Here is a 21,263-nt window from a genome sequence, read left to right as displayed (position 1 = left end):
GGTCGCCACCGCTGGGTCGTGGAGCGGACCCATGCCTGGTTCAACCGCTTCCGCCGCCTACCCATCCGATACGAGCGTCGCGCCGACATCTACGAGGCCTTCACCAGCCTCGCGGCAAGCCTTATCACCCTCAACCAAATCAGACGGTTCTGTTAGGCGCTCTAAGTCGGCCTGCGCTACGGGCGACCATGACGAGGTGACGGTTCGTGCCCAGCTGCCCCGGCCCGTCGGGGTCGGGCTCGTCGCGGAGCCTGATTTTTCGCGGGCAGGCTCTCACTGTCGAGAGCCGCGCGACCAGCCGAGCACGTCCGTATCCTGAAGCCGCTCCGGCATCATACGGTGCAGGGCCGCCCAGACCCCGGCCGCCGCCAACTCGTCTTGCCGCTGCAGCCCATCTCCGAGCGCGGCAGGTGCTTCCGCTGCATGCCGGTGCGCAGAACGCGGATGATGCCCGCCGACACCGACCGGTCCCAGGCACCTGGCCGACTATATTTCGGCTCGTCCCGCTCGGGCGGCAGAAGCGGCTCGGCCACCGCCTACAGGTCGTCGGAAACGAGAGTATCCACCCCTTTCAACCTGCTCACGCCGGTTTCATTCCGTGATCCAAGGCGGGTTCGGCACGGGCGTCGGGTGTCGACATCGGCGTTCCAGGGTGAGCGTCAGATGCTCCCTCAAACGCTGATCATGCTGGCTGCTCACCCGAAACGACGACCCGCCAACCCGTTGTAAAGCCGGTCCTCAGAGCGGTCTGGCCGCAGGGATCGCGAGCGCTCTGCAGGAGCGATTCCAAAGTGAGAGTCCGGCCTCACTCAGGGGCTGCCGGAGCGCGCCGCCATGCACGCGACGCGCGGCCGAAGTCGATCACCGTGAGTGCAAATGATCCAACGCATGGCTGATCGCTGCAATGGCGCTCTTGCGCTCCGCAAGCCTGGCGACAATCTGCCAGTACTTACGTGAAAATCAAATAATTACGCTAGAATTTGTAACGTGCTTGATGTCATAGAGGTTGATCGGCGATATAATTGTAAATCTTAAAGGTGTCGGTTTGAGAAACTTGTGCCAATTATTGACTAATTCATCTATCGCTCGGCAAACAGCTCGTTGATCACACTGGAGACCTCGGGAACGATCCCGACACAAGCTTCTGGATGTCGGGTGGCCGCGTCACGCGACCGAACCTGAAGCCCACCGTGGATAACGTCCGTCACCACGGTATGGCCGAATGGGGCAGATGGAAAGCCGGCGACATACGGTAGGAGAAGGTCAGGAAGCCGCCGTGGCTGGCGGCCCGATCCGAGAAGCTGCCGTCGTACTGCATGCGTAGATCGAGGGTGTCACCGGCGAAGAGTTGCAGACCGGCCCCGATCCGGGCCGCGGCGCGTGCCTGGGGAACGACCGTGGTGAAGCCGTCCAGGGTGGTCGGCGCCCCGATGAGACGCGTCGTCGTCCGCCACTGGTTGTCCGTTCGGACATCGACGCCAGCCGAAATGAAGCTGCGCAGGACGGTGTTCTCGGAGAGGTCCTTCCGCAAACCGAACTCGATCGCGGGCGTGACTACGGCGGTGACCTGCTCGGACGCCTCGTAGCGCAGGCCGAACGCGCCGAGGCCCGCCTCCGTGTACGGTCCGAGACGAGAGTGGATCACATCGAGGTTGAGGAAGGGGCGGATGTACAGGTCTTCGAACGCCACCGTGTAGGCGGCCCGTATCCGGCCGCCCAGCGTGGTGGGCGCGGTCGAGCCCAGGCCCGTGCCGCCGAAGCCCGGCAGGCTGTTGCTGCGGCGCAGATCGATGTTGCCGAGGGAGCCGAAGACCGCGCCGGTCAGCAGCCACGGGCCCTCCTGTCGCTTGAGGGTCAGCACGGCGTGCCCGACATCGGCGATGCCGTGCACCCCGTCGCTGGCGCTGATCCGCCCGTTCTCGTAGGCGAGGGCGCCGCCGAGGAACCAGCCCGGCGCCACTTCGCCTTGGCCACCGACCTGCAGGATCGTGTTGTCGGCGTGAAGCCGGCTGCGGTCCCCGTCGCCGTTGGCGACGGCCGTGTGCCCCCCGAGCCTGGCATAGGTGCAGGTCCCCTCGGTCAGGAACGCCGTGTTGGCCGCGAAGATCGGGCACGACATCGCGGCGTTCACGGCGAAGGCGGCGTTCTGCGACCGCCAGGCGCCGACGGACAGGCTCGAACGGGGGCCGAGCTGGCCGAGATGCTGCCCGTAATCGCCGGGTGAGGCCGCGGCCCGGTCGAGGGCGGCGAAGAGCGTGCCGAACTGAGGCGTTCCGGCGGTGAACACGCGGTCGAGATAGCCCGCCGCCGCCTGCCGTCCCGGTGTCAGCGCGAAGCGGGCATCCGCAAGGCGCGAGCCGGTCGCGACAAGGTTGAGATGCTGGCCCGCCTGCGTGGTGGAGGGCACGACGGCGAAATCGAACAGCGCCGTGGAGGCGGCGGACAGGCTGCCCGTCGTCCGGCCCTGCACCGTGAGCACCGGCACCGGGCTGTTGGCGACCACGCTCGCGAGGCTGGCCTGGACCGTGCCCGCCAGCGTCGCGTCACCGGTCACGACGAACTGCCCCGCACGCTGCGCGGCGAAGTCGGCCCGCGTCGTCAGCCGCCCCGATTGCATCTGGACGAAGCTGCCGGTGATCACGGCCTGGCCCGTATCGGCGGCGGAGGCCTTGAGCGTGCCGGAGTTCGTCAGCGTGTACGCATTCGAGCCGAGCCGCGTCGAGCCGATGATCGTGCCGTCATTGGTGACGTTCACGCCCGATCCGCCGGTATAGTTGATCGCGAGGTTCGACAGGGCCGAGACGCTGGAACCCTCGCCGACCGTGATGCGGTTGCTCGCGTTCCCGCTGTCGATCCAGATGCCCGCGCCCTGGCCGCTGCCGCCCGTCACCTGGGCCGGTGCAACATAGCCGAGTTCGACCGTCACCGTGTTCGCGCTGACGGTCCGGCCGTTCACGCTCTGCGCGAACACGCCCACCGCATTCTCGCCGGTCGCCGAGATGGTGCCCTGCAGGATGAGGGACGCGAGGCCGGCGAGACCGGCGCTGCCGCTCGGGTCGCCCATGGAGCCGGCGTAGAATTGCGAGCCGATCGTGCCGAGGCCGCCGCCGCGCCCCACGCTCTGCGCGAGGATGCCGAAGGCGCCGGGGCCGGTGGTGGTGATGTCGGCCAGCGATGTCACAAAGACGCTGCCGCCGTCGCCACTACTCGTGCCGAACGTCTTGGGATCGACGAGGGACGGCGTGATGCCGGCCTGATAGCCGGCCGCGATGCCGCCGCCGCCGCCCACCGACTGCGCGACGAGGCCGTGCGCCCCGAGCCCGCTCGTGGCGATGGTGGCGTTGGCGGGCAGGTTGACCGTGATGCTGCCGCCGTCGCCGCTCGCCCCCTGGCCGCCGAGCCCGCTCAGGCTCGGCAGGACGCCCGAGCCGGTCGCGAGGCCGCCGCCGCCGCCCACCGATTGCGCGATCAGGCCGTAGGCGCCCATGCCGGCGGTGCGGATGTTGAGGATCGGGTTGTTCACCAAGACATTGCCGCCGTTGCCGGAGCTTGCCAAGCCGCCGCCAATCCGCAGGTCGATCGTGCGCGTGGTGGTGGACGCGCCGCCGGCCGGCCCGGTGGAACCGGCCCCGGTCAGTCCGCCGCCCGCACCGATCGACTGCAGCACGATGCCGTGCCCGGATTCTCCGTAGGTCGTGACCGTGATCGGGGTGCTGCCCGACGACGGGGGCAGCGTGACCGATCCGCCGCCCCCGCTCGCGCCGTGGGCGCCGATGGTCAGCGCCGCGTCGCCGGAGAGGCTGCCACCGGCGGACGATGCGCCGCCGGACGGTCCGGTGCCGTCCACGGCGGTGCCGCCGCCGCCGCCGATCGACTGGGCCAGGATACCGATCGATTGGAGGCCGCTGCCGAGGCCGCCCTGGCCGGCCAGGCCCGTGGTCACGCCAGCGCCGCCGACGAGGTTGATCGTGACGTCTCCGCCCGATCCCGAGGTGCCGCCGACACCACCCAGCGTCAGGGCGGCCTTCACCGTCAGCGCGCCGTCGGCGTAGGATAGGCTGCTCTGCCCGTCGGAGGCGAAGGCCGTGCCGCCCCGGCCGCCGCCGCCGCCGATCGACTGCGCCACGAGGCCCGGTGCGTGGTCGCCCGAGGTCGTGACACGGCCGCTGTGCTTCAGGAGCACGGAGCCGCCGTTGCCGGCCGAGCCGCCCGTCCCGCCGACGGTGAGATTGAGGCTCGCGTCGAGGGAGACATCCGAGTCCGACGGTGCCTCGGCCGCCATCGTGCGGCTCCCGCCGCCGGGCGCGGGGGACCGGCTCAGGGCGCCCCCACCGCCGGCGTCGGTGCCGGCCGAGCCGCCGATGCCGCCGCCGCCGCCGATCGACTGCGCGAGCAGTCCGGGCGCGTCGTTGCCGACCGTGGTGATCGAGCCGTCATTGGTCACGGAGATCGCCCCGCCGGAGCCGCCCGTGCCGCCGGTGCGGCCGAGGCTGATCGTGCTGGCGACGGTCCCCTTCATCGAACTTCCCTCGGGAAGGTCGATCGGGCCGATTCCCAGCGTGCCGCCGGTGGCGGTGCCGCCGCCGCCGCCGATCGATTGCGCGAGGACGCCGATCGCCCCGGAGCCGGACGTCCGGATCGTGGCGCCGGAGCCGATGTCGAGCCCGGCTTGGCCGCCGTTGTTGCCCGAGCCACCCGAGGCGCCGAGGCTCATGGTCAGGTCGAAGGTGGTCGAGTTGCCGATGGCGTTGAAGCGCGACGCTCCGAGACCGGCATTGCCGCCGCCGCCGCCGACCGACTGCGCGACGAGACCGAACGCGTAGTCGCCGGTGGTGAGGATGGAGACGGGACCGCTGCCCCCTGCATTCACGTTCGCCGTGTTGCCCGAGCCACCGCTCGCGGCCGAGCCGCCCATGGCCAGCGCCAGCTTGACGCTCGTCGAGCCGGCATCCTGCGGGCCGTATTGCGAGACCGACCCGATCGTGCCGGCCATGGCCGAGGAATCGCCGCCCTGGCCGCCGCCGCCGCCGATCGATTGCGCCACCGCGCCGTGGGAGCCGGCGCCGTCGGTGCGAAGTGTCGCGCCGCCGCTCGTCCCGGCGGCACCGTTCCCGAGATTGATCACCGCGACGCCGCCCTGGCCGCCGCCACCGCCCGTGCCGCCGTTGGCGTAGGCCGCCGCGATCGCCACTGTCGGCGAGTCCGGCAGCGACGGGCGACTGATCGCGACGGCGAGCGCGTTGGCACCGCCGCCGGCGCCGCCGCCGCCGCCGATCGACTGCGCGAGCACGCCGATCGCATCGACCGGGGGCGCCACAGCGGAACCGCTCCCGGTCGTGACCGTGGCGCTCCCGAGGCTGACGGTGACCGCGCCGCCATCGCCGCCGTTGCCGCCGGAACCGCCGATCGCCGCCGCGAAGCTGAAGCCGCCGGTCGCCGTGACGGCGGATGCGTTGCCGCCCGAGCCGCCACCGCCGCCGATCGATTGGGCCAGGATGCCGTTCGCCCCCGAGCCGGCGGCGGTGAGGGTCGCGCCCTGCGCCGTGGTCGAGACCGTGCCGCCGCTGCCGCCACCGCCGCCCGTACCGCCCAAGGTGTAGGTGGCAACGGTGCCGGCGGCGGAGGCGTTGCCGCCATTGCCGCCGCCGCCGCCGATCGACTGCGCGATCGCGCCGTGGCTGAGTCCGCCCGTGGTCGAGATCGAGCCGCCGAGCGTCGTCGTGACCGCGCCGCCGTTTCCGCCGGGCCCACCCGAGCCGCCCTTCGAGGAGAAGATCGCACTCCCGTCGCCACCGTCGCCGCCGCCGCCGCCGATCGACTGCGCGATCAGGCCCGCCGCGGTGCTCCCGCTCGTTGCGAGGCGGCCGGTATGCCCGACGCTGATCGCGCCGCCCGTCGCACCGGCGATGCCCGCCCCGCCCGCGGCGCTGAAGATATCCCCGGAGGTGCTGCCGCCGGCCCCGCCGCCGCCGCCGATCGACTGCGCCAGGATGCCCTGCGCGGAATTCCCCGCGGTCGTGATCGTCCCCGCGTTGTTCACACTCATGAGGGCGATGGATCCGGGCGACCCGCCCGCACCCGGGCTGCCGACGAGCGCGTTGGCGTTGGCGCCCGGTCCGCCGTCGCCGGCGATGCTCTGGACCAGGATGCCGCGGGCATGGGTGCCGGTCGTGGTGATCGCGCCCGCATGGGTGAGGCTGATACCGGAGGCCCCGCCGCCGTTGCCGCCGGCGCCCGCCGTCGAGAGCGGGCCGTTCGCGTTGCGGGCCTCGCCGCCCTGGGCCCCGGCCGATTGAATGACGACGCCGTGCGCGCTGTCGCCCGACGTGCCGATGACGGTGGCGGCGGCGAGCGCGGCCTGCACGCTGCCGCCGTCGCCGCCCTTGCCGCCGTTGCCGCTGGTGATCTCGGAGTTGCTGGCGGCGGTGCCGCCGTTACCGCCCACACCCCCGAGCGACCGCAGCGCCAGCGCCGGCGAACGATCCCCCGTCGTCCGGAGGGTGACGGCGCCGTTCAGGGCGACGTCGATGATGCCACCGCCGCCGCCGGCGCCGCCCGAACCGGAACCGCCGCCCCCCCCGGATTGGGCGCTGCCGCCGTTGCCGCCGGCGCCGCCCTGCGCGGTGATCAGCATCCCCGGAGACGAAGCTCCCGACGTCGTCAGGGACTGAGTGCCGTCGCTGCGCAGGCTGATCGTGCCAGGGGTCGCGCCTCCACCGCCGCTCCCGGCGAGGGAGTTGAATTGCAGGCCACCGCCGGTATCGGCGCCGGTGCCGCCGGTTCCGCCCTGGGCCAGCAGCGACACCGCGGCGGCATTGACGCCGTTGGTTGCGATCGTATTGCCGCGGCTTCCCGGCGCGAGCGAGAGTGCGATACCGAGCGCCGCCCCTCCCGGACCGCCCGGGCTGTTCTGCTGGCGGTCCTCCAGGCCGCCATTGCCACCGGGGCCGCCGGTCTGGATCGCGACGAGGCCGGCGAGGTTGGGGCCGCTCGTCGTCAGGCTGCTGTCGGTGAGGGTGATCGTCTGCGCCTGCGCCGTGCCGCCGCTTCCGCCGCGACCGTCGTTGTTGCCCTCGCCGCCCCGGCCGGCGACCTGCTGGATGCGGATGGCGGCGCCCGTGCCGGTGCTGGCGGTCTGGACGGACAGGCTCGCGCTGCTGATGGAGGCCGACACCGCACCGGCGGCGCCGCCGCTGGCGCCGTTGGTGCCCTCCTTCTCGGAATCGTCGCCCTTGCCGCCCAGGGACTGGATCCAGACCCCGTAGGCACCGTAGGCGAAGCTCGCGATCTGGCTGTCGAAGCGGACCGAGCCGCCGAGGTTCACCGTGATCGGACCGGCCTGACCACCGGTGTCAGGGGTTTCACCTTTCGATTTGTCCGTCCCCAACGCGTAGAGGTTGAGAATGCGGAAGTCGGTCGGACCCGTGTCGGAGGAGGGGGCCGTGATCGAGACCGAGCCGTCGTTCGTGAAGGTGAAGCCGCAGCTATCGGGGGTACCGTTGGCGGAGCCGACATTGATCGCGTCGTGCGTCGCGGGTGTCGTCACGTAGGACACGGTGCCCGCGTTCAGGACGCTGTAGTAATCGGCCTTGGCATAGAATGACGGCATCGCCCCCGGCGGCACCGTGATCAAAGGCGGCGGATTGGAATTGCAGCTCAGCGCATGGGCCGGGATGACAAAGGCCAGGGAGAGGGTCAGGCCGCAGGCAACGCGCATCGTCATCTTTCAATGCTCGGCGGTGAAACCGAATCGAAGTCAGTACTGCCAAGCTTTTGGCCGGCCGGCCCCGAGGCAGGCCAGAGCTTTGCGACGAACCGGGCGGAAACCGCGACGAACGGGGCAGGCCGCATGGCCGGTCGGTTTGTTGGGGTGTCGGGACGAGCCGTCCTCAGCGCGCCGACGGGCGTCGGCGCGGCGCGGATCAGTGCCGTTCCCCGCTCGTCTCGGCCACGATCCGCGGAGTCCGGCCCCGCTGGCGCCATTCCTCGAAGCGCTGCAGCACGACGTAGAACGAGGGCACGAACAGCACCGCGAGACAGGTCGAGGCGGTCATGCCGGACAGCACGGCGATACCGATCGACTTGCGCGCCGCCGACCCCGCGCCCGTCGCGGTCACCAGCGGCACCACGCCGAGGATGAAGGCGAACGAGGTCATCAGGATCGGGCGGAAGCGCATCCGCGCGGCTTCGATCGCCGCGTCCGCGATGCCCATGCCTTCGATCCGGCGCTCGCGGGCATATTCGACGATCAGGATCGCGTTCTTGCTGGACAGCGCGATGAGCAGGATCAGACCGATCTGCGTGTAGAGGTTGTTGGCGACGTGCAGGCCCAGAAGCGCCGCGACCGTGCCCAGCAGCGCGAGCGGCACGGCGAGCAGCACCGCCAGCGGCAGGATCCAACTCTCGTATTGGCCGGCCAGGACGAAGTAGACCAGCAGGATCGCGAGGCCGAACACGAAGTAGAGCTGCGTGCCGACCGCCTTCTCTTGGTAGGACATCGCTGTCCAGTCGGTGCCGGTGCCCGGCGGCAGAACCCGCTCCGCGACTTGCTCCATCAGGTCGAGGGCTTGGCCCGAACTGAAGCCGGGGCTGGCGGCGCCGACGATCGTGGCGGCGGGATAGAGGTTGTAGAGGCTGATCAGCGACGGGCCGACCACGGATTTCACCTCGACCAGGGTGCCTAAGGGAATCATGGTGCCGTTGCCGGCCCGGACCTTGAGGGCGCTCACATCGTCGGGCACCAAGCGGGCGTCGGCCGCCGCCTGCACGTAGACTTGGAAGGTGCGGCCGAACTTGTTGAACTGGGTCACGTAGGCCGAGCCGACATAGCCCGACAGCGTCGAGAACACCTGGCCCACCGTGACCCCGAGCGCCTCCGCCTTCACGCGGTCGATCGTGACCGCAAGCTGGGGGACGCCCGCGCGGAAGGAGGTGTTCAGCCGCTGCAGGCCGGACTGGGTGCCGGCATCCGCCACGACCGTGCGTGCGAGACGCTCCAGGAGCGTGTAGTCGAAGTTCCCGCCGCGCAGCTCGACCTGCATGGTGAAGCCGCTGGCATTGCCGATGCCCTGGATCGGCGGGGGGACCAGCACGAGGGTGGTCGCGCCCTGGATTTCGGCCAAGCCCGCATTGAGCCGGTCGTAGAGGCTCCGCAGATCCTGGCCCTTCTCCTTGGTGCGCTCCTCCCAATCCTTCAGCACGACATAGGCCACGCCGGCATTGGTCAGGGTCGCGTTGTTGTCGAGCACCGAAACGCCGCTGATGGCGAGCACGTGCTCGACGCCGGGCGTCTCCTTGGCGAGCGCGATGACGCGCGCCATCACGGCGTCCGTGCGCTCCTTCGAGGCGCCGTCCGGCAATTGCGCGCCGATCAGGACGTAGCCCTGATCCTCCGTCGGCAGGAAGGCTGTGGGCAGACGCGTCAGGCCCCAGGCGGCCACCCCGATCAGCACGAGGGCCACCGCGACCGTCGCGGCCGAGGCCCGGACCATGCGCCGGACCAGCGCGACATAGACCCGCTCGGCGGCGGCGTAGCCTCGGTTGAAGGCGCGATAGACGACGTTGCGCCGCTTGGGCGGCGTCGGGTGCCTGAGCCAGAGCGCGCATTGCGTCGGCTTCAGCGTGGCGGCGTTGATGGCACTGATCAGGGCGGTCGCCGCGATGACGAGGGCGAACTGCCGGAAGAGCTGTCCCGTCAGGCCCGGCAGGAAGGCGGCGGGCACGAACACCGACATCAGCACGAGGGTGATGCCGATGATCGGGCCGAACAATTCCTCCATCGCCTTCTCGGCGGCCGCGCGCGGCGACAGCCCCCGCTCGATGTGGTGTGTCACGCCCTCGACGATCACGATGGCGTCGTCGACCACGATGCCGATCGCCAGCACGATGGCGAACAGGGTGGAGAGATTGACCGTGAAGCCCAGGGCCGCCATCGCCGCGAACGTGCCGATGAGCGTGACCGGCACGGTCGTCGCCGGCACCAGCGTCGCCCGCCAATCCTGAAGGAAGATCAGGATGACGAGGAGCACGAGGAAAGCGGCCTCGAACAGCGTCGTGTAGACCTCGTCGATCGAGGCCTGGACGAACTTGGTCGTATCGAAGGGAATTGCGTGGACGAGCCCCGGCGGGAAGGAGCGGGCGAGTTCGTCCATCCGCTTGCGCACGGCGCTCGCGACCATGATCGCGTTCGCCTCCGGCAATTGGTAGATGCCGATGCCCGCGGCCGGCTGTCCGTCGAGCGTGAACGACTGGCTGTAGGTCTGCGCGCCGAGTTCGACACGCCCCACATCCGACAAGCGCGTGATCCGTCCGCCGTCCTGCGCGTCGGCCTTCAGGACGATGCGCTCGAAGTCGGGCACCTCGTTGAGCCGCCCGCTGACGTTGAGCGTGTACTGGAAATCCTGCCCCTTCGGGGCAGGGGGCGTGCCGATCGCGCCCGCGGCGACTTCCTGGCTCTGCTGGCGGACGATGTCGATCACGTCCGAGGGCGTCAGGCCGCGCGCCTGCAGCAGGTCGGGATCGAGCCAGATGCGCATCGCGTACTGGCCCGCGCCGAGGACGCTGACGCTGCCCACGCCCGGCAGGCGGGCGAGTTCGTTCTGGACGCTGATGACACCGTAATTCGACAGGAACAGACTGTCGTAGCGATTGTCCGGCGCGGACAGCGTCACGAATTGCAGGATCGAGGTCGACTTCTTCTGCGTCGTGACGCCCTGGACCTGGACCGCCTGGGGCAGCGAGGGCATGGCGATGGCGACGCGGTTCTGCACGAGAACCTGCGCTTGGTCGGCATCCGTGCCGATCGCGAAGGTGATGGTGAGCGTGTAGGTTCCGTCGCTGGTGCTCGTCGATTGCATGTAGAGCATGCCCTCGACGCCGTTGACCTGCTGCTCGACCGGCAGGGCGACCGTATCGACCACGGTCCGCGCGCTGGCCCCGGGATAGCGCGTGGTCACCTGCACCGTCGGCGGAACCACGTTGGGATATTGCGCGACCGGCAGGCCGTAGAGGGCCACGGCGCCGATCAGCAGCATCAGGAGCCCCAGCACGTTGGCGAGGACGGGCCGCTCGATGAAGAAGCGCGAGATCATGTTCGGCCTCAGCGCTGCGAGGCGGCTTGGACGGGCGGCGTCGCTTCGGCGGCGCTTGCCTGCGGCGGGTTGCGGACCGGCGCCACCTTGATACCGGGGATCGCGCGCTGGAGACCCTCGGTCACCACCCAGTCGCCGGCCTGCAACCCGGCCTCCACCACGCGCTCGCGGCCCTCGCGCGGCCCGAGCGTGACCGGCCGCTGCGCGACCGTGTCGTCGGCGCCGACGACGAGCAGGTAGGGCCCCTGCTGCCCGGTTCCGATCGCGTCGTCGCGCACGAGCAGCGCCTTCTCCGCTGTCCCGACCGGGATCTGCACGCGCACGAACAGGCCCGGCACGAGACGGTGGTCGGGATTGGCGAGGCGACCGCGCGCCAGGAGCGTCCCGGTCGCGGGATCGACCTGCGGCGCCAGGTAATCGAGATGGCCGGTATGCGGGTAGCCCTCCTCGGTCTGAAGGCCGATCGCCACCGGGATGCGCGCGAGATCGCCCAGGGTGTGCCCCGCCGCGGCCAGCGCCTGCTTGACCTGCAGCACCTGCTGTTCGCTGACGTTGAAGGAGACGTAGAGCGGGTCGATCTGCACGATCGAGGCGAGCTTGGTCGGCCCGCCGACACCCACAAGGGCGCCGACATCCACGAGGTGATGGGTGACGATGCCGTCGAAGGGCGCCAGGATCTGGGTGTAGCCCAGATTGATCTGTGCGAGTTTGAGATTGGCCTGGGCCTGCGTGACGCCGGCGATCGCCTGATCGAGACGGGACTTGGAATCCTCGACGCGCGCCTGCGACGCATACTCGGATCGCCCGAGCGTGGCCTGCCGCTGGTAATCGGACTGGCTGTTGGTCTTGGCCGCCTCCTGGGCGGCCAGGGCCCCTTGGGCCTGCTGAAGCTGGGCGTCGTAGGTGTCACGCTGAATCGAGAACAGCGGCGTGCCCCGGCTCACGGTCGCGCCGTCGGTATAGGCGATGCCGGTCAGGTAGCCCTGGATGCGCGCTTCGAGATCGACGGCGGCGAATGCCCGGGTGTTGCCGGTTAGTTCGAAGTAGCGCGTCACCGCCCGTTCGACGGGCTGGGCCACCTGCACGACCGGCGGCGGTGGCGGCACGTACTGGTTTCCCTCCTGGCAACCGGCGCCCAGAATCGTGAGGCCGCTGGCGACGAGGCCGGCGAACAGGCCGGTCCCGATATCGGCGGGCCCGGCGGCGCGATCGCGCGGGGCGGCGGAGAACACCCGGCGCCGCATCAGGGGAGCGACGGGAGAGAATTGATTAGTGCCGCGTCCCGAACGATGGCCCCCGGCTTTTGGAAACGGATGATGCCAAAACAGAAGTCGAGCGCATCGTCTCAAGTCTGTCTTCACGGATGACGCGCCCGAACGCCTCGCAAGAGCCCCGGTCACCGACCGCTCCGCCTCGGACACGACAGCACGGCGGGTGTTTCGAGGGAGACACGGGGCATGCGGCACGGTCGAATCGCTCCACGGGGACAAGCTGAGCTGGTTGCTCATCCGCAGCAGCGCGGGCCAGTTCTTTGCGACGAAACAGGCAGATTCCACGACGAACCGGGCTTTGCGAAAACGGCCTGTTGCAGTCTTGGGCCAGCATGGTTTGATCCGCGCCGCGGCGGCGCCGGGGCGCCGACCGGCTCGGGGGATGTATGACGGCCGAACGCTGGGCAGCGCGGTTACCGGACTTTTGGCAGGCCGACCTCGTCGGCTTCGCCTTGCTCGTGACCATGAGCATTTTCGTGCGCGTGCCGCTCTACGGCGATGCGGGCGCCGCCCTCACGATTACTCTGCTCGTCGAGCCCGTGTGCCTGCTGGCCGCACGCCTCGTGCGCCACCGCCTCACGCGACCGAACGAGCCGGCGTGGGGCGGCCTGCCGAGAGGGCTCGTCGTCGCCATCCGTCTCGTTCTGCGCTGTGGCGGGGCCGCCCTTCTCCTCGCCGTCTGGGTCCGGCTCGTCTGCCTGTGGGGCTGTTGGACCGTGCCGCACTGGATGGTCTGGCAATCCTGGGCCACGCCGATCGGCTTCTATGCGATCGTGCTGCTCATCTGGACGCTCACCTATCTGTGGTGGCACGAGCGCGACGCGGCCCGGACGGCACGTCAACGGGCCGCGCAGGCCGAGACCGAGGCCCTACGGCTCGAACTCACCCACCTGCGCCAGCAACTCGATCCGCACTTCCTGTTCAACGCCCTCAACGGCATCGCCGCCGAGATCCCGGTTCATCCCAGGGCCGCGACCGCGATGGTGTGCGAGTTGGCCGATTACCTGCGCTACTCCCTCGAACAGCGCGACCGGACCGTGATGCCCCTGCGCCGGGAGATCGAGGCGGTCGATTCCTACATGGCGATCCAGAAGGCGCGCTTCGGGCCCGGCCTGCGCTACGTCGTCGAGATCGATGAGGCGGCGCAGGGCATGCTCACGCCGAGCTTCCTGCTCCAGCCGCTCGTCGAGAACGCCATCAAGCACGGCGCCACCGAGGGGCAGCAGGCGCGCTACGTTCACATCGCAGCCCGTTCCGGCCCCGAGGGCCTTGCACTGAGCATCTCCAATCCCGGCCGTCTCGATCCCCGCTGGCGCACGAAGGGCAATCCCGGCGTCGGGCTGGCCGTCCTGCGGCGGCGCCTGGAACTGCTGTACCCGCTGAACCACCGGTTCGATCTCCGGCAGGTCGGCGGTGACGTCGTGGCCGAGTTGAGCCTGGCCGGGTCGCCATGCTGCGTCTGATCCTGGTCGATGACGAGCCGCTGTCCCGCCAGCGCCTGCGCTATCTCCTCGACGGGCGGGCGGATGTCGCCCTCGTCGGGGAGGCCGGGAGCGTCTCGGAGGCCGTCCGCCTGATCGCGCAGGAGCGGCCGGACGGCGTGTTCCTCGACGTCGAGATGGCGGACGGCACCGGCTTCGACGTCCTGGGCCGCCTCGTCCACCCGCCCTGCATCGTCTTTGTCACGGCCTACTCGCATCACGCCGTCGATGCCTTCGGCGTGCAGGCCGTCGATTACCTCCTGAAGCCCGTGCGCCAGAGCCGGCTCGAGGAGGCGTTGCGGCGCCTGGAGGCGGCCCTCCGGCGCGCGGAACCGCGCATCCCGGAGCGGATCCCGGACAAGGCGCCGGCCATGTTCCACATGCGGCTGCCCGGACGCGCCCTGTCGGTTCCTCACGACTCGCTCGTCCTCCTAAGTGCCGAGCGCGACTACACGCGGATCGTTCTCGACGGTCGTCCGCCACTGCTCGTTCGCCAGACGCTCGGACGGAGCGCGGCGGAGCTGCCCGACCAGACCTTTCACCGCCTCGGGCGCTCCCTCATCGTGAACCTCGACCGCCTCAGCGAGGTCGATCAGAAATCCCGCGACACGACCTGGATCCGGCTCGCGGGGTGGGACCAGGGCGTGCTCCTCGGTCGCGCCGCCTCCGACGACCTGCGTCGAATCCTCGCCTCATCGACCAAACGACGCGCCGCCGAACTGCGCTGTCCGTCGATGCCCAATCCCATTCGATCGGCGTGAGGGTCTGACGACCGCAGCGGTGGCGGCCCGCGCCCCTTGCACCATCCGTATGGGGTGCCGGGACCATGACATCGGCCGCCGCGTCGCTGGCGGTCCTTGGATGGTGTCGTGGGTGACGCTGGCTCTATCTAAGAGCCTGTTCGAGGTCCTTTGCCGACCGTCCCCCTCTGTCTCGTGTGCCAACACAAATTCCGCCTGGCGGGGCGGGAGGGAGAGCGGATGCTGCTCAAACAGGCTCTCAGACCCGCGGCTTCGTGCCGTTCGCGGTACCTTCGCTCGCTCCGCTGCACGTCGCGATGGGGCGATCCGCCGGCCCTGAGGCGGATCGCGCGGTGCATGGCGGGGGAAGCGTCAGCCGGCTCGCCAGCACGGCGACGAGCGCAAGCGCGAGCCCCAGCGAGACGAGCTTCCAGAACAGAACCGGATTGCGCTCCAGCAGCGCCGCCCGGCGCATCCCGGCAAGCGACGGGTTCGGGTGGCGCAGGTCGTAGGTGAAGGCCGAGAGTGCCTCGTAGCGCAGCGCCGGGTTCGGGTGCACGGCCTTGCGCAGGGCGCCGTCGACCCAGACCGGGAGGCCCGGCCGCACGGCCGAGAGCGGGACGTAGCGCAGGCGCCGCGCCCGCGCCTCGGTCAACGCCCGCGCGGCCGCCGCGCCGTAGGGCAAGTGCCCGGTCAGCATCTGGTAGGCAATGATTCCGAGCGAGAACACGTCCGCCGCTTGCGTGCCGGGATGGCCCGCGAGGTATTCCGGCGCGCTGTATTGCTGGGTGCCGAGCACCGGTTCTTCGGGGGCGAGCTCGGCCACGCCCGCGACGCGCGTCGCGCCGAAATCGATGATCCGCACGGTGCCGGCGGCGTCGATCAGGACGTTCTGAGGGCGCAGGTCCTGGTGTACCATCTCGCGCCGGTGGAAGGCCTGGAGGCCCCGCGCGATCTGCTCGACGAGGCCGCGCACCGTCTCCAAGTCCGGCGCGGGATTGTCGCGCATCCACTGCGCCAGCGTGCGTCCCTCGACATACTCCATCGCCGTGTAGAGGTGGCTGCGCCGCCGCGCCTGCGGCTGGGCCTTCAGCACGTGCGGGCTGTCGATGCGCCGGGCGATCCACTCCTCCATGACGAGCCGGCGGAGCTGCGCCGGGTCGTCGCGCGCTTCCGTCGAGGGCAGCTTGAGGGCGACGGTTGCGCCGGTCTCGGAATCCAGCGCGAGGTAGACGTGGCTGCGGTGGCTCGCGTGAAGCGTGCGCAGCACCCGGTAGCCGTCGAAGTCGGTCGGCGGATCGAGCAGGGGCGCGGGTGCCAGATCCGCGACGCGGCCCGCCAGATCGGCCGGCCCGTCCTCCGGTGCTGCCTCGATGCGCACGATCTGTGCGGTGAGATTATCGGCACTGCCGGCTTCGTAGGCATGCCTGACGATTTCTTGTGCAGCTGTGTCCAGATCGGCAGCATGCCGTGCGATCAGGCAGGCGATCGTGTCCGGATCGACGTGCTCGTGCACGCCGTCGGTCGTCAGGACGAAGACGTCGCCGGGCTCGGTCGGTACGCTGGCATGGTCGATCTCCACGCGTGCGCCCGCGCCCAGGGCCCGGCCGAGATACGATTCCTCCGCCGACAAGACGAGGCGGTGATCCTCGGTCAGTTGCTCCAGGGAGCGCCCCGCGACCCGGCAGATCCGCCCGTCGCCGACATGGAAGAGGTGCGCGGTGCGGCCCTTGAGGACGAGGGCGCTGAAGGTGGTTACGTAGCCGCGGTCGGGCTCGTGCCGGCTGCGCCGCGTCTCGGCGTAGAGCCAGGAATTGGACGCCGCGATCACGCGCTGCGCCGCGCTCTTCACCGACCACGTGTCGGGGGTGTCATAGTAGTCGGTGAGGAAGCTTTTGACCGCGGTCTCGCTGGCGACGTGGCTGACCGCACTGCTGCCGATCCCGTCCGCGATGGCGATGGCCGCGCCCTTGAGCCCCAGAGCCGGCTGCGCGGGGATGAGCGCCCCGTGAAAATCCTGGTTGGAGGGCTTGCGGCCCGCCTCGCTGTGCTGGCCGAGGGCGAGCCTGAGATCGTTCGGCATGGAAGCGTCGCCCGGACGGTGGCCCGTGCCCTTGCGGCGCGAGCGCTCTCTGGTCAAGCCGGCGGCCTTCACGCTTCGCGCGGCGGCTGCTCTCCCGGCATCCTCACCGTCCTCCCGGGGCGCTGACAGGCGACCTCGGAATCCATGAGCACGCGGTGTCTCGTCCGGTAGCTTCGGTGTGCATGGATCCCGAGTTCCGCCTTTCGGCCTCAGGATGACACCGGCCGCGATGGGGGTCGCGGCCGGATCGAGTCCGGGTCAGGCGGCGAGGCGGCGCGACTCGCTCTGCGCGGCCGTGCGCTTCGGCGCGGTGCGGACATGGGTGGTGTAGAGGGTGAGCCCCGTGAAGGCGAGGCCGCCGACGAGGTTGCCCAGCACGGTCGGGATCTCGTTCCAGAAGAAGTAATCCCCGATCGAGAAATTGCCGCCCATCATCAGGCCGAAGGGGAACAGGAACATGTTCACGACCGAGTGTTCGAATGTCATGTAGAAGAACAGCATGATGGGCATCCACATGGCGATGACCTTGCCGCTCACCGTGGTCGAGATCATCGCGCCGACGACGCCGGTCGAGACCATCCAGTTGCACAGCATGCCGCGGATGAAGATCGTGAACCAGCCGCCGACGCCGTGGGCGGCATAGCCGAGGGTGCGGCGCTCGCCGACATGGGCGATGAACTCGCCGACCTTGTCGGCCGGCGCGGTGAAGCCGAAGGTGAAGACGAAGGCCATCATGAAGGCCACCGTGAGCGCCCCCAGGAAGTTGCCGAGGAAGACGAGGCCCCAGTTGCGGAGTACCCCGCTCCAGGTCACGCCGGGGCGGCGATCGAGGAGGGCCAGCGGGGCCAGCACGAAGACGCCGGTCAGAAGGTCGAAGCCCAGCAGGTAGAGCATGCAGAAGCCGACCGGAAACAGGGTGGCGCCGAGGATCGGAATCCCGGTCTGCTGGGTGATGGTGACGGCAAAGACCGCGGCGAGCGCCAAAATCGCGCCTGCCATATAGGCGCGAATCACGGTGTCGCGGGTCGCCATGAAGATCTTGGATTCTCCGGCATCGACCATTTTGGTCACGAATTCGGAGGGCGCGAGGTAAGCCATACTGGTTTCCTTGTGGCGGCCGGACGATACTGGGGTTCGACGAGTGCCCCCCGCCCGGATCTCCGAGCGTCTCCGGTCCGACATGCTGTCTGACGCGACGGCGCAGGTTTTGCCCGCATCCGTCGGTCGCGCTTCAGCAAGATCCGCGCCCGTTGCCTAGAGATGCGGCATTCTGCGGCTTCCAGGCAATCTGATGCGTGTGACGCCCCGCGTGTCGATGATCGCGGGCCATGGCTCCGGTCCGCGCCCGCATCCGACGCCGGAACCAGCCGGAGATCGGGCATCCGGACGGAAAGCCGGCCGCCAGCGCCCGCCGCCCGTCCGCGGTACCGGACGGCATTTCGATGGCGGAGTCGCCGCCGATCCGCTCGCAAACCGGCCCGCTGCGGCAGTGCTAAAACTGGCTTCGAGGGGCCGTCTGGAACGGGTCGAACACCAACTGGACGGGCTCGCCGACGAGTTCCGTCAACGCCGCTCGGGCCTCGGGCGTCGGCATCTTCGCGGGAGCGGCTGGAACCGTCACGGTCGCGAGAGCGCAGAACGTCCAGGGCCTGCAATTCGCTGCGGACGGATACCAGTCAGGGTCTTCGCACGCCGGTCAAGGCCGAGCGCGCAATGCTGGACCCCTCGATCGATTGTCGTGTGATCCGCAGGCAAGCTGCGTTCGGCCATCATTTTCCCGAAGCCGCGATCGCTGATTCAAGATCGACAATACTGCGCACGCGAAGGAGGTTGATGTCGGGAACGGAGTGCTGACGCCTGAATGCATGCGCTCATGCCTGGGCCCTCACGATCTGCTGTTCTCAGACTAAAAAGCGCCCGCCGCTCAAAATCGGTTGCAACCGGTTCCCCAGTGCGACGACGCCTGGAACGAATTCGTCGATCTCTCCTGGATGTTCATCCCCGCTGGGGCGCACTATTGGGTGGCGATTCTCATCATCGCTTGCCGATAGGGTATGACGGACCGTTGCATCGGCAATAATTCAGACTAATCTTGCTTTTATCAGGGCCTGAAGCTTCGACTGCAAAATAATTAGAAGCAAACAATTTTATCAATGCTTATATAATTCCGTTTGCATCCGGCTGCTTAACCCGTCTCGACAAGACCCTTGGTTGATTGAGCAGTAGATCAGACATGACCCAGATTGCGGTGAAGTGGAAAAACGACGGGTCGCAAGAGATTGCGGGAGACAAGGCGGACCTCTTTCTTGCCACCGCGCAGGGCGCCGCAGATAGCTGGGCCAAGCATCTCCAGGGCAACGAGACCATCGTGATCGAGGTGGGCATCGGCAATGTCGGCGGAGCCGCCTTTCACGCCAATGGTGGTCCGATCTATACCTTCAATGGCCATTGGTGGGAGAAGACCGCCATTACCAAAGCGCGTGATGCCCGCGATATCAACGGCGACATTGCGGATGGCGCCGTCACGGTCGGCTTCGAAACCTGGGATAAGCTCTTCTACGATCCGAAGGCCGAGCATCACGTTCCCGGTCACCAGACGGACGCCTTTTCGCTGTTCGTCCATGAAATCGGCCATGCCATCGGGTTTGTCGGTGTTTCCTGGGAAACCGACCAATGGGGCAACAACATCTTCGACGGCCCCAATGTCCGGGAGGTCGCCGGTGGACCCATCGGCCTCGACGGCGGGCGATCGCATATCTGGGGTGGCGAGAACATCATGGATCCCTTTCTCGGCACGGGTGTCCGGGAATGGATCTCGCCGCTCGACCTCGCCGTCCTTCAGGATATCGGCATGCCGATCGCAACCGAGCGGTCGGACAAGGTCTGGCTCGGCGGCGCGAACGACGATTTCTTCGCCTTTGGCGGTGACGACCTGATCGATGGCGGAGCCGGCAACGATCGGATCGACGGCGGTACCGGCAACGACATCCTCGACGGCGGTTCCGGCAGCGATGTCCTCGACGGCGGTTCCGGCAGCGATGTCCTCGATGGCGGCGAGGGCGCTGACCAGGCGACGTTTTCCGGCAAGAGCACGGATTATGTCGTGGTCTACGACGCCTCCAGCTCGACGGATGCCTTCACGATCAAGAATCTCGCCAACGGCGAGATCGATACCCTCGTCAACATCGAGACCGTGAAGATCGGGGATGTCACACTCGACGTGAAGGGCCTTTTTGCCCACTTGGAGGGCCGTTTCGGCCCCGTTGCGGCCGGCTCGACATCCCTGTTCGAAATGCCGTTGACGGCGACATCCGACCTTCCCTTCGTTCCCGACATCCCGGACATCGCCGGCGCGTTCGTGGCGAGCGCCCTGGTCCGGTTCGACGATCTGGCCGGCGGCAATTACCAGCGCGTCTTCGACAGCGGCAACGGGGCCTGGAGCGATAATGTCTGGCTCGGCCAGGTCGGCAATGGCAGCGACATGGCCTTCGAGATCTTTTCCGGATCGTCATCGCACCGGATCGTTGCCAAGGACGCGATCGTCGAAGGGGTGGAAGCGCGCTGGACGGCCGCCGTCGATCCGAACGGCGTCATGAGCATCTACAAGGACGATGTCCTGCTGGCGCAGGGTCAAGGCATCGTGCCGAAGGATATCGTCCGCACGAGCGAACTGGTCGGCCAGTCGAACTGGTCGTGGGACACCAAGCTCGTCGGCGCGATCTACGATCTCAACTTCAAGGCGGACGCCTTCGCCGACATCGACGGAGCGTTCACGGCAAGCGTCAAGGCCCGGTTCGACGACCTTGATGCCGGTGCTTGGCAGCGCGTCTACGATTTCGGCAACGGCGCCAATTCCGACAACGTCTTCCTCGGACAGATCGGTACGTCGAGCGACATGCACTTCACCATCATCAACGGTGACGAGTCCGGGACCATCGTCGCCGCGAACGCGATCGTGGAGGGCGAGGAGGCCACGTGGACAACGGCCGTCGACGAGGCGGGCTGGATGCGCCTCTTCAAGGACGGCACGATGGTTGCCGAGGGGCAGGGCGTCGTGCCCAAGGACATCGATCGGGCCAACGAGTTCGTCGGCAAGTCGAACTGGTCCGGCGACACGCCGCTCGTCGGCACGGTGAGTGACCTGACGATCACGCCGCACAACGCCATCCCGGAGATCGACGGGGCGGTCAAGGTGATCGCCGAGGCCAGGTTCGACGATCTGGACAGCGGCACCTACCAGCGCATCTTCGACACCGGAAACGGTCCCGAGAACAACAACATCTGGCTCGGTCAGGTCGATCAGAGCGACAGCATGGCGTTCGAGATCCTCACGGGTTCGACCAAGCACCGCATCACCGCCCCCGGCGCCATCAAGGAAGGCGAAATGGCGAAGTGGGAGGCCAGCGTGGACGACAGCGGCTACATGCGTCTGCTGAAGAACGATGCGCTCGTCGCCGAAGGCCAGGGCGAGGTTCCCCTCGATGTTCTGCGCATGAACGACCTGATCGGCAAATCCAACTGGTCCTACGATGCTGCGCTCGTCGGTCACGTCAACGACCTGATCTTCATCTAGAGGTCTCACGCTCTCACCGCACCAC

The 21,263-nt window shown here is 68.6% G+C and carries 9 protein-coding genes and 1 pseudogene; 4 read left to right on the top strand and 6 right to left on the bottom strand.

What is annotated here, in order from left to right; genetic code table 11:
• Nucleotides 1-156 (top strand): transposase (locus ASF53_RS07785; protein ID WP_156635435.1); only part of this gene is annotated, 156 nt, incomplete at its 5' end.
• 22 nt (nt 157-178) lie between these two features.
• On the opposite strand, the pseudogene ASF53_RS24800 reads toward ASF53_RS07785, so the two are convergent.
• From ASF53_RS24800 to ASF53_RS07770, 4 genes and pseudogenes are all read right to left on the bottom strand, one after another.
• A pseudogene (locus tag ASF53_RS24800) lies at nt 179-533 on the bottom strand (transposase); the annotation flags it as partial.
• 671 nt (nt 534-1,204) lie between these two features.
• Nucleotides 1,205-7,723, bottom strand: a complete 6,519-nt coding sequence (locus tag ASF53_RS07780) for an autotransporter outer membrane beta-barrel domain-containing protein (protein WP_056196542.1) — start codon at nt 7,721-7,723, stop codon at nt 1,205-1,207.
• 199 nt (nt 7,724-7,922) lie between these two features.
• Nucleotides 7,923-11,090: an efflux RND transporter permease subunit gene (locus tag ASF53_RS07775; RefSeq protein WP_056196538.1), complete on the bottom strand. Its 3,168-nt coding sequence runs from the start codon at nt 11,088-11,090 to the stop codon at nt 7,923-7,925.
• 8 nt (nt 11,091-11,098) lie between these two features.
• Nucleotides 11,099-12,334, bottom strand: coding sequence for an efflux RND transporter periplasmic adaptor subunit (locus tag ASF53_RS07770; RefSeq protein WP_082482562.1), 1,236 nt, complete (start codon nt 12,332-12,334; stop codon nt 11,099-11,101).
• A 413-nt stretch (nt 12,335-12,747) separates the two neighbouring features.
• Between ASF53_RS07770 and ASF53_RS07765 the strand changes: the two genes are divergently transcribed.
• Both ASF53_RS07765 and ASF53_RS07760 read left to right on the top strand, forming a co-directional pair.
• The gene (locus tag ASF53_RS07765; RefSeq protein WP_056196535.1) at nt 12,748-13,824 is read left to right on the top strand and encodes a sensor histidine kinase; all 1,077 of its coding nucleotides are present in this window, start codon (nt 12,748-12,750) and stop codon (nt 13,822-13,824) included.
• A complete protein-coding gene (locus tag ASF53_RS07760; RefSeq protein ID WP_056196532.1) occupies nt 13,812-14,603 on the top strand; it encodes a LytR/AlgR family response regulator transcription factor in 792 nt (263 codons plus the stop codon). The genes ASF53_RS07765 and ASF53_RS07760 overlap by 13 nt, the downstream gene beginning before the upstream one ends.
• A 238-nt stretch (nt 14,604-14,841) precedes the next feature.
• On the opposite strand, the gene ASF53_RS07755 is transcribed toward ASF53_RS07760, so the two are convergent.
• Both ASF53_RS07755 and ASF53_RS07750 read right to left on the bottom strand, forming a co-directional pair.
• A complete protein-coding gene (locus ASF53_RS07755; RefSeq protein ID WP_286134217.1) occupies nt 14,842-16,665 on the bottom strand; it encodes a bifunctional protein-serine/threonine kinase/phosphatase in 1,824 nt (607 codons plus the stop codon).
• Nucleotides 16,666-16,923: 258 nt separating this feature from the next.
• On the bottom strand, nt 16,924-17,763 hold the full coding sequence (locus ASF53_RS07750; protein WP_056196529.1) for a formate/nitrite transporter family protein: 840 nt from the start codon (nt 17,761-17,763) through the stop codon (nt 16,924-16,926).
• A gap of 1,135 nt (nt 17,764-18,898) precedes the next feature.
• Between ASF53_RS07750 and ASF53_RS07745 the strand changes: the two genes are divergently transcribed.
• Nucleotides 18,899-21,238 carry a hemolysin gene (locus ASF53_RS07745; protein ID WP_056196526.1) on the top strand — a complete coding sequence of 780 codons (2,340 nt, stop codon included), beginning with the start codon at nt 18,899-18,901 and terminating at the stop codon, nt 21,236-21,238.
• Nucleotides 21,239-21,263 lie beyond the last annotated feature (25 nt).

Origin of the sequence: Methylobacterium sp. Leaf123 (assembly GCF_001423405.1) — a bacterium.
Lineage (GTDB): Bacteria > Pseudomonadota > Alphaproteobacteria > Rhizobiales > Beijerinckiaceae > Methylobacterium.
Note: the sequence above shows the minus strand (reverse complement) of the source record. Positions and strands in the feature narration are given on the sequence as shown.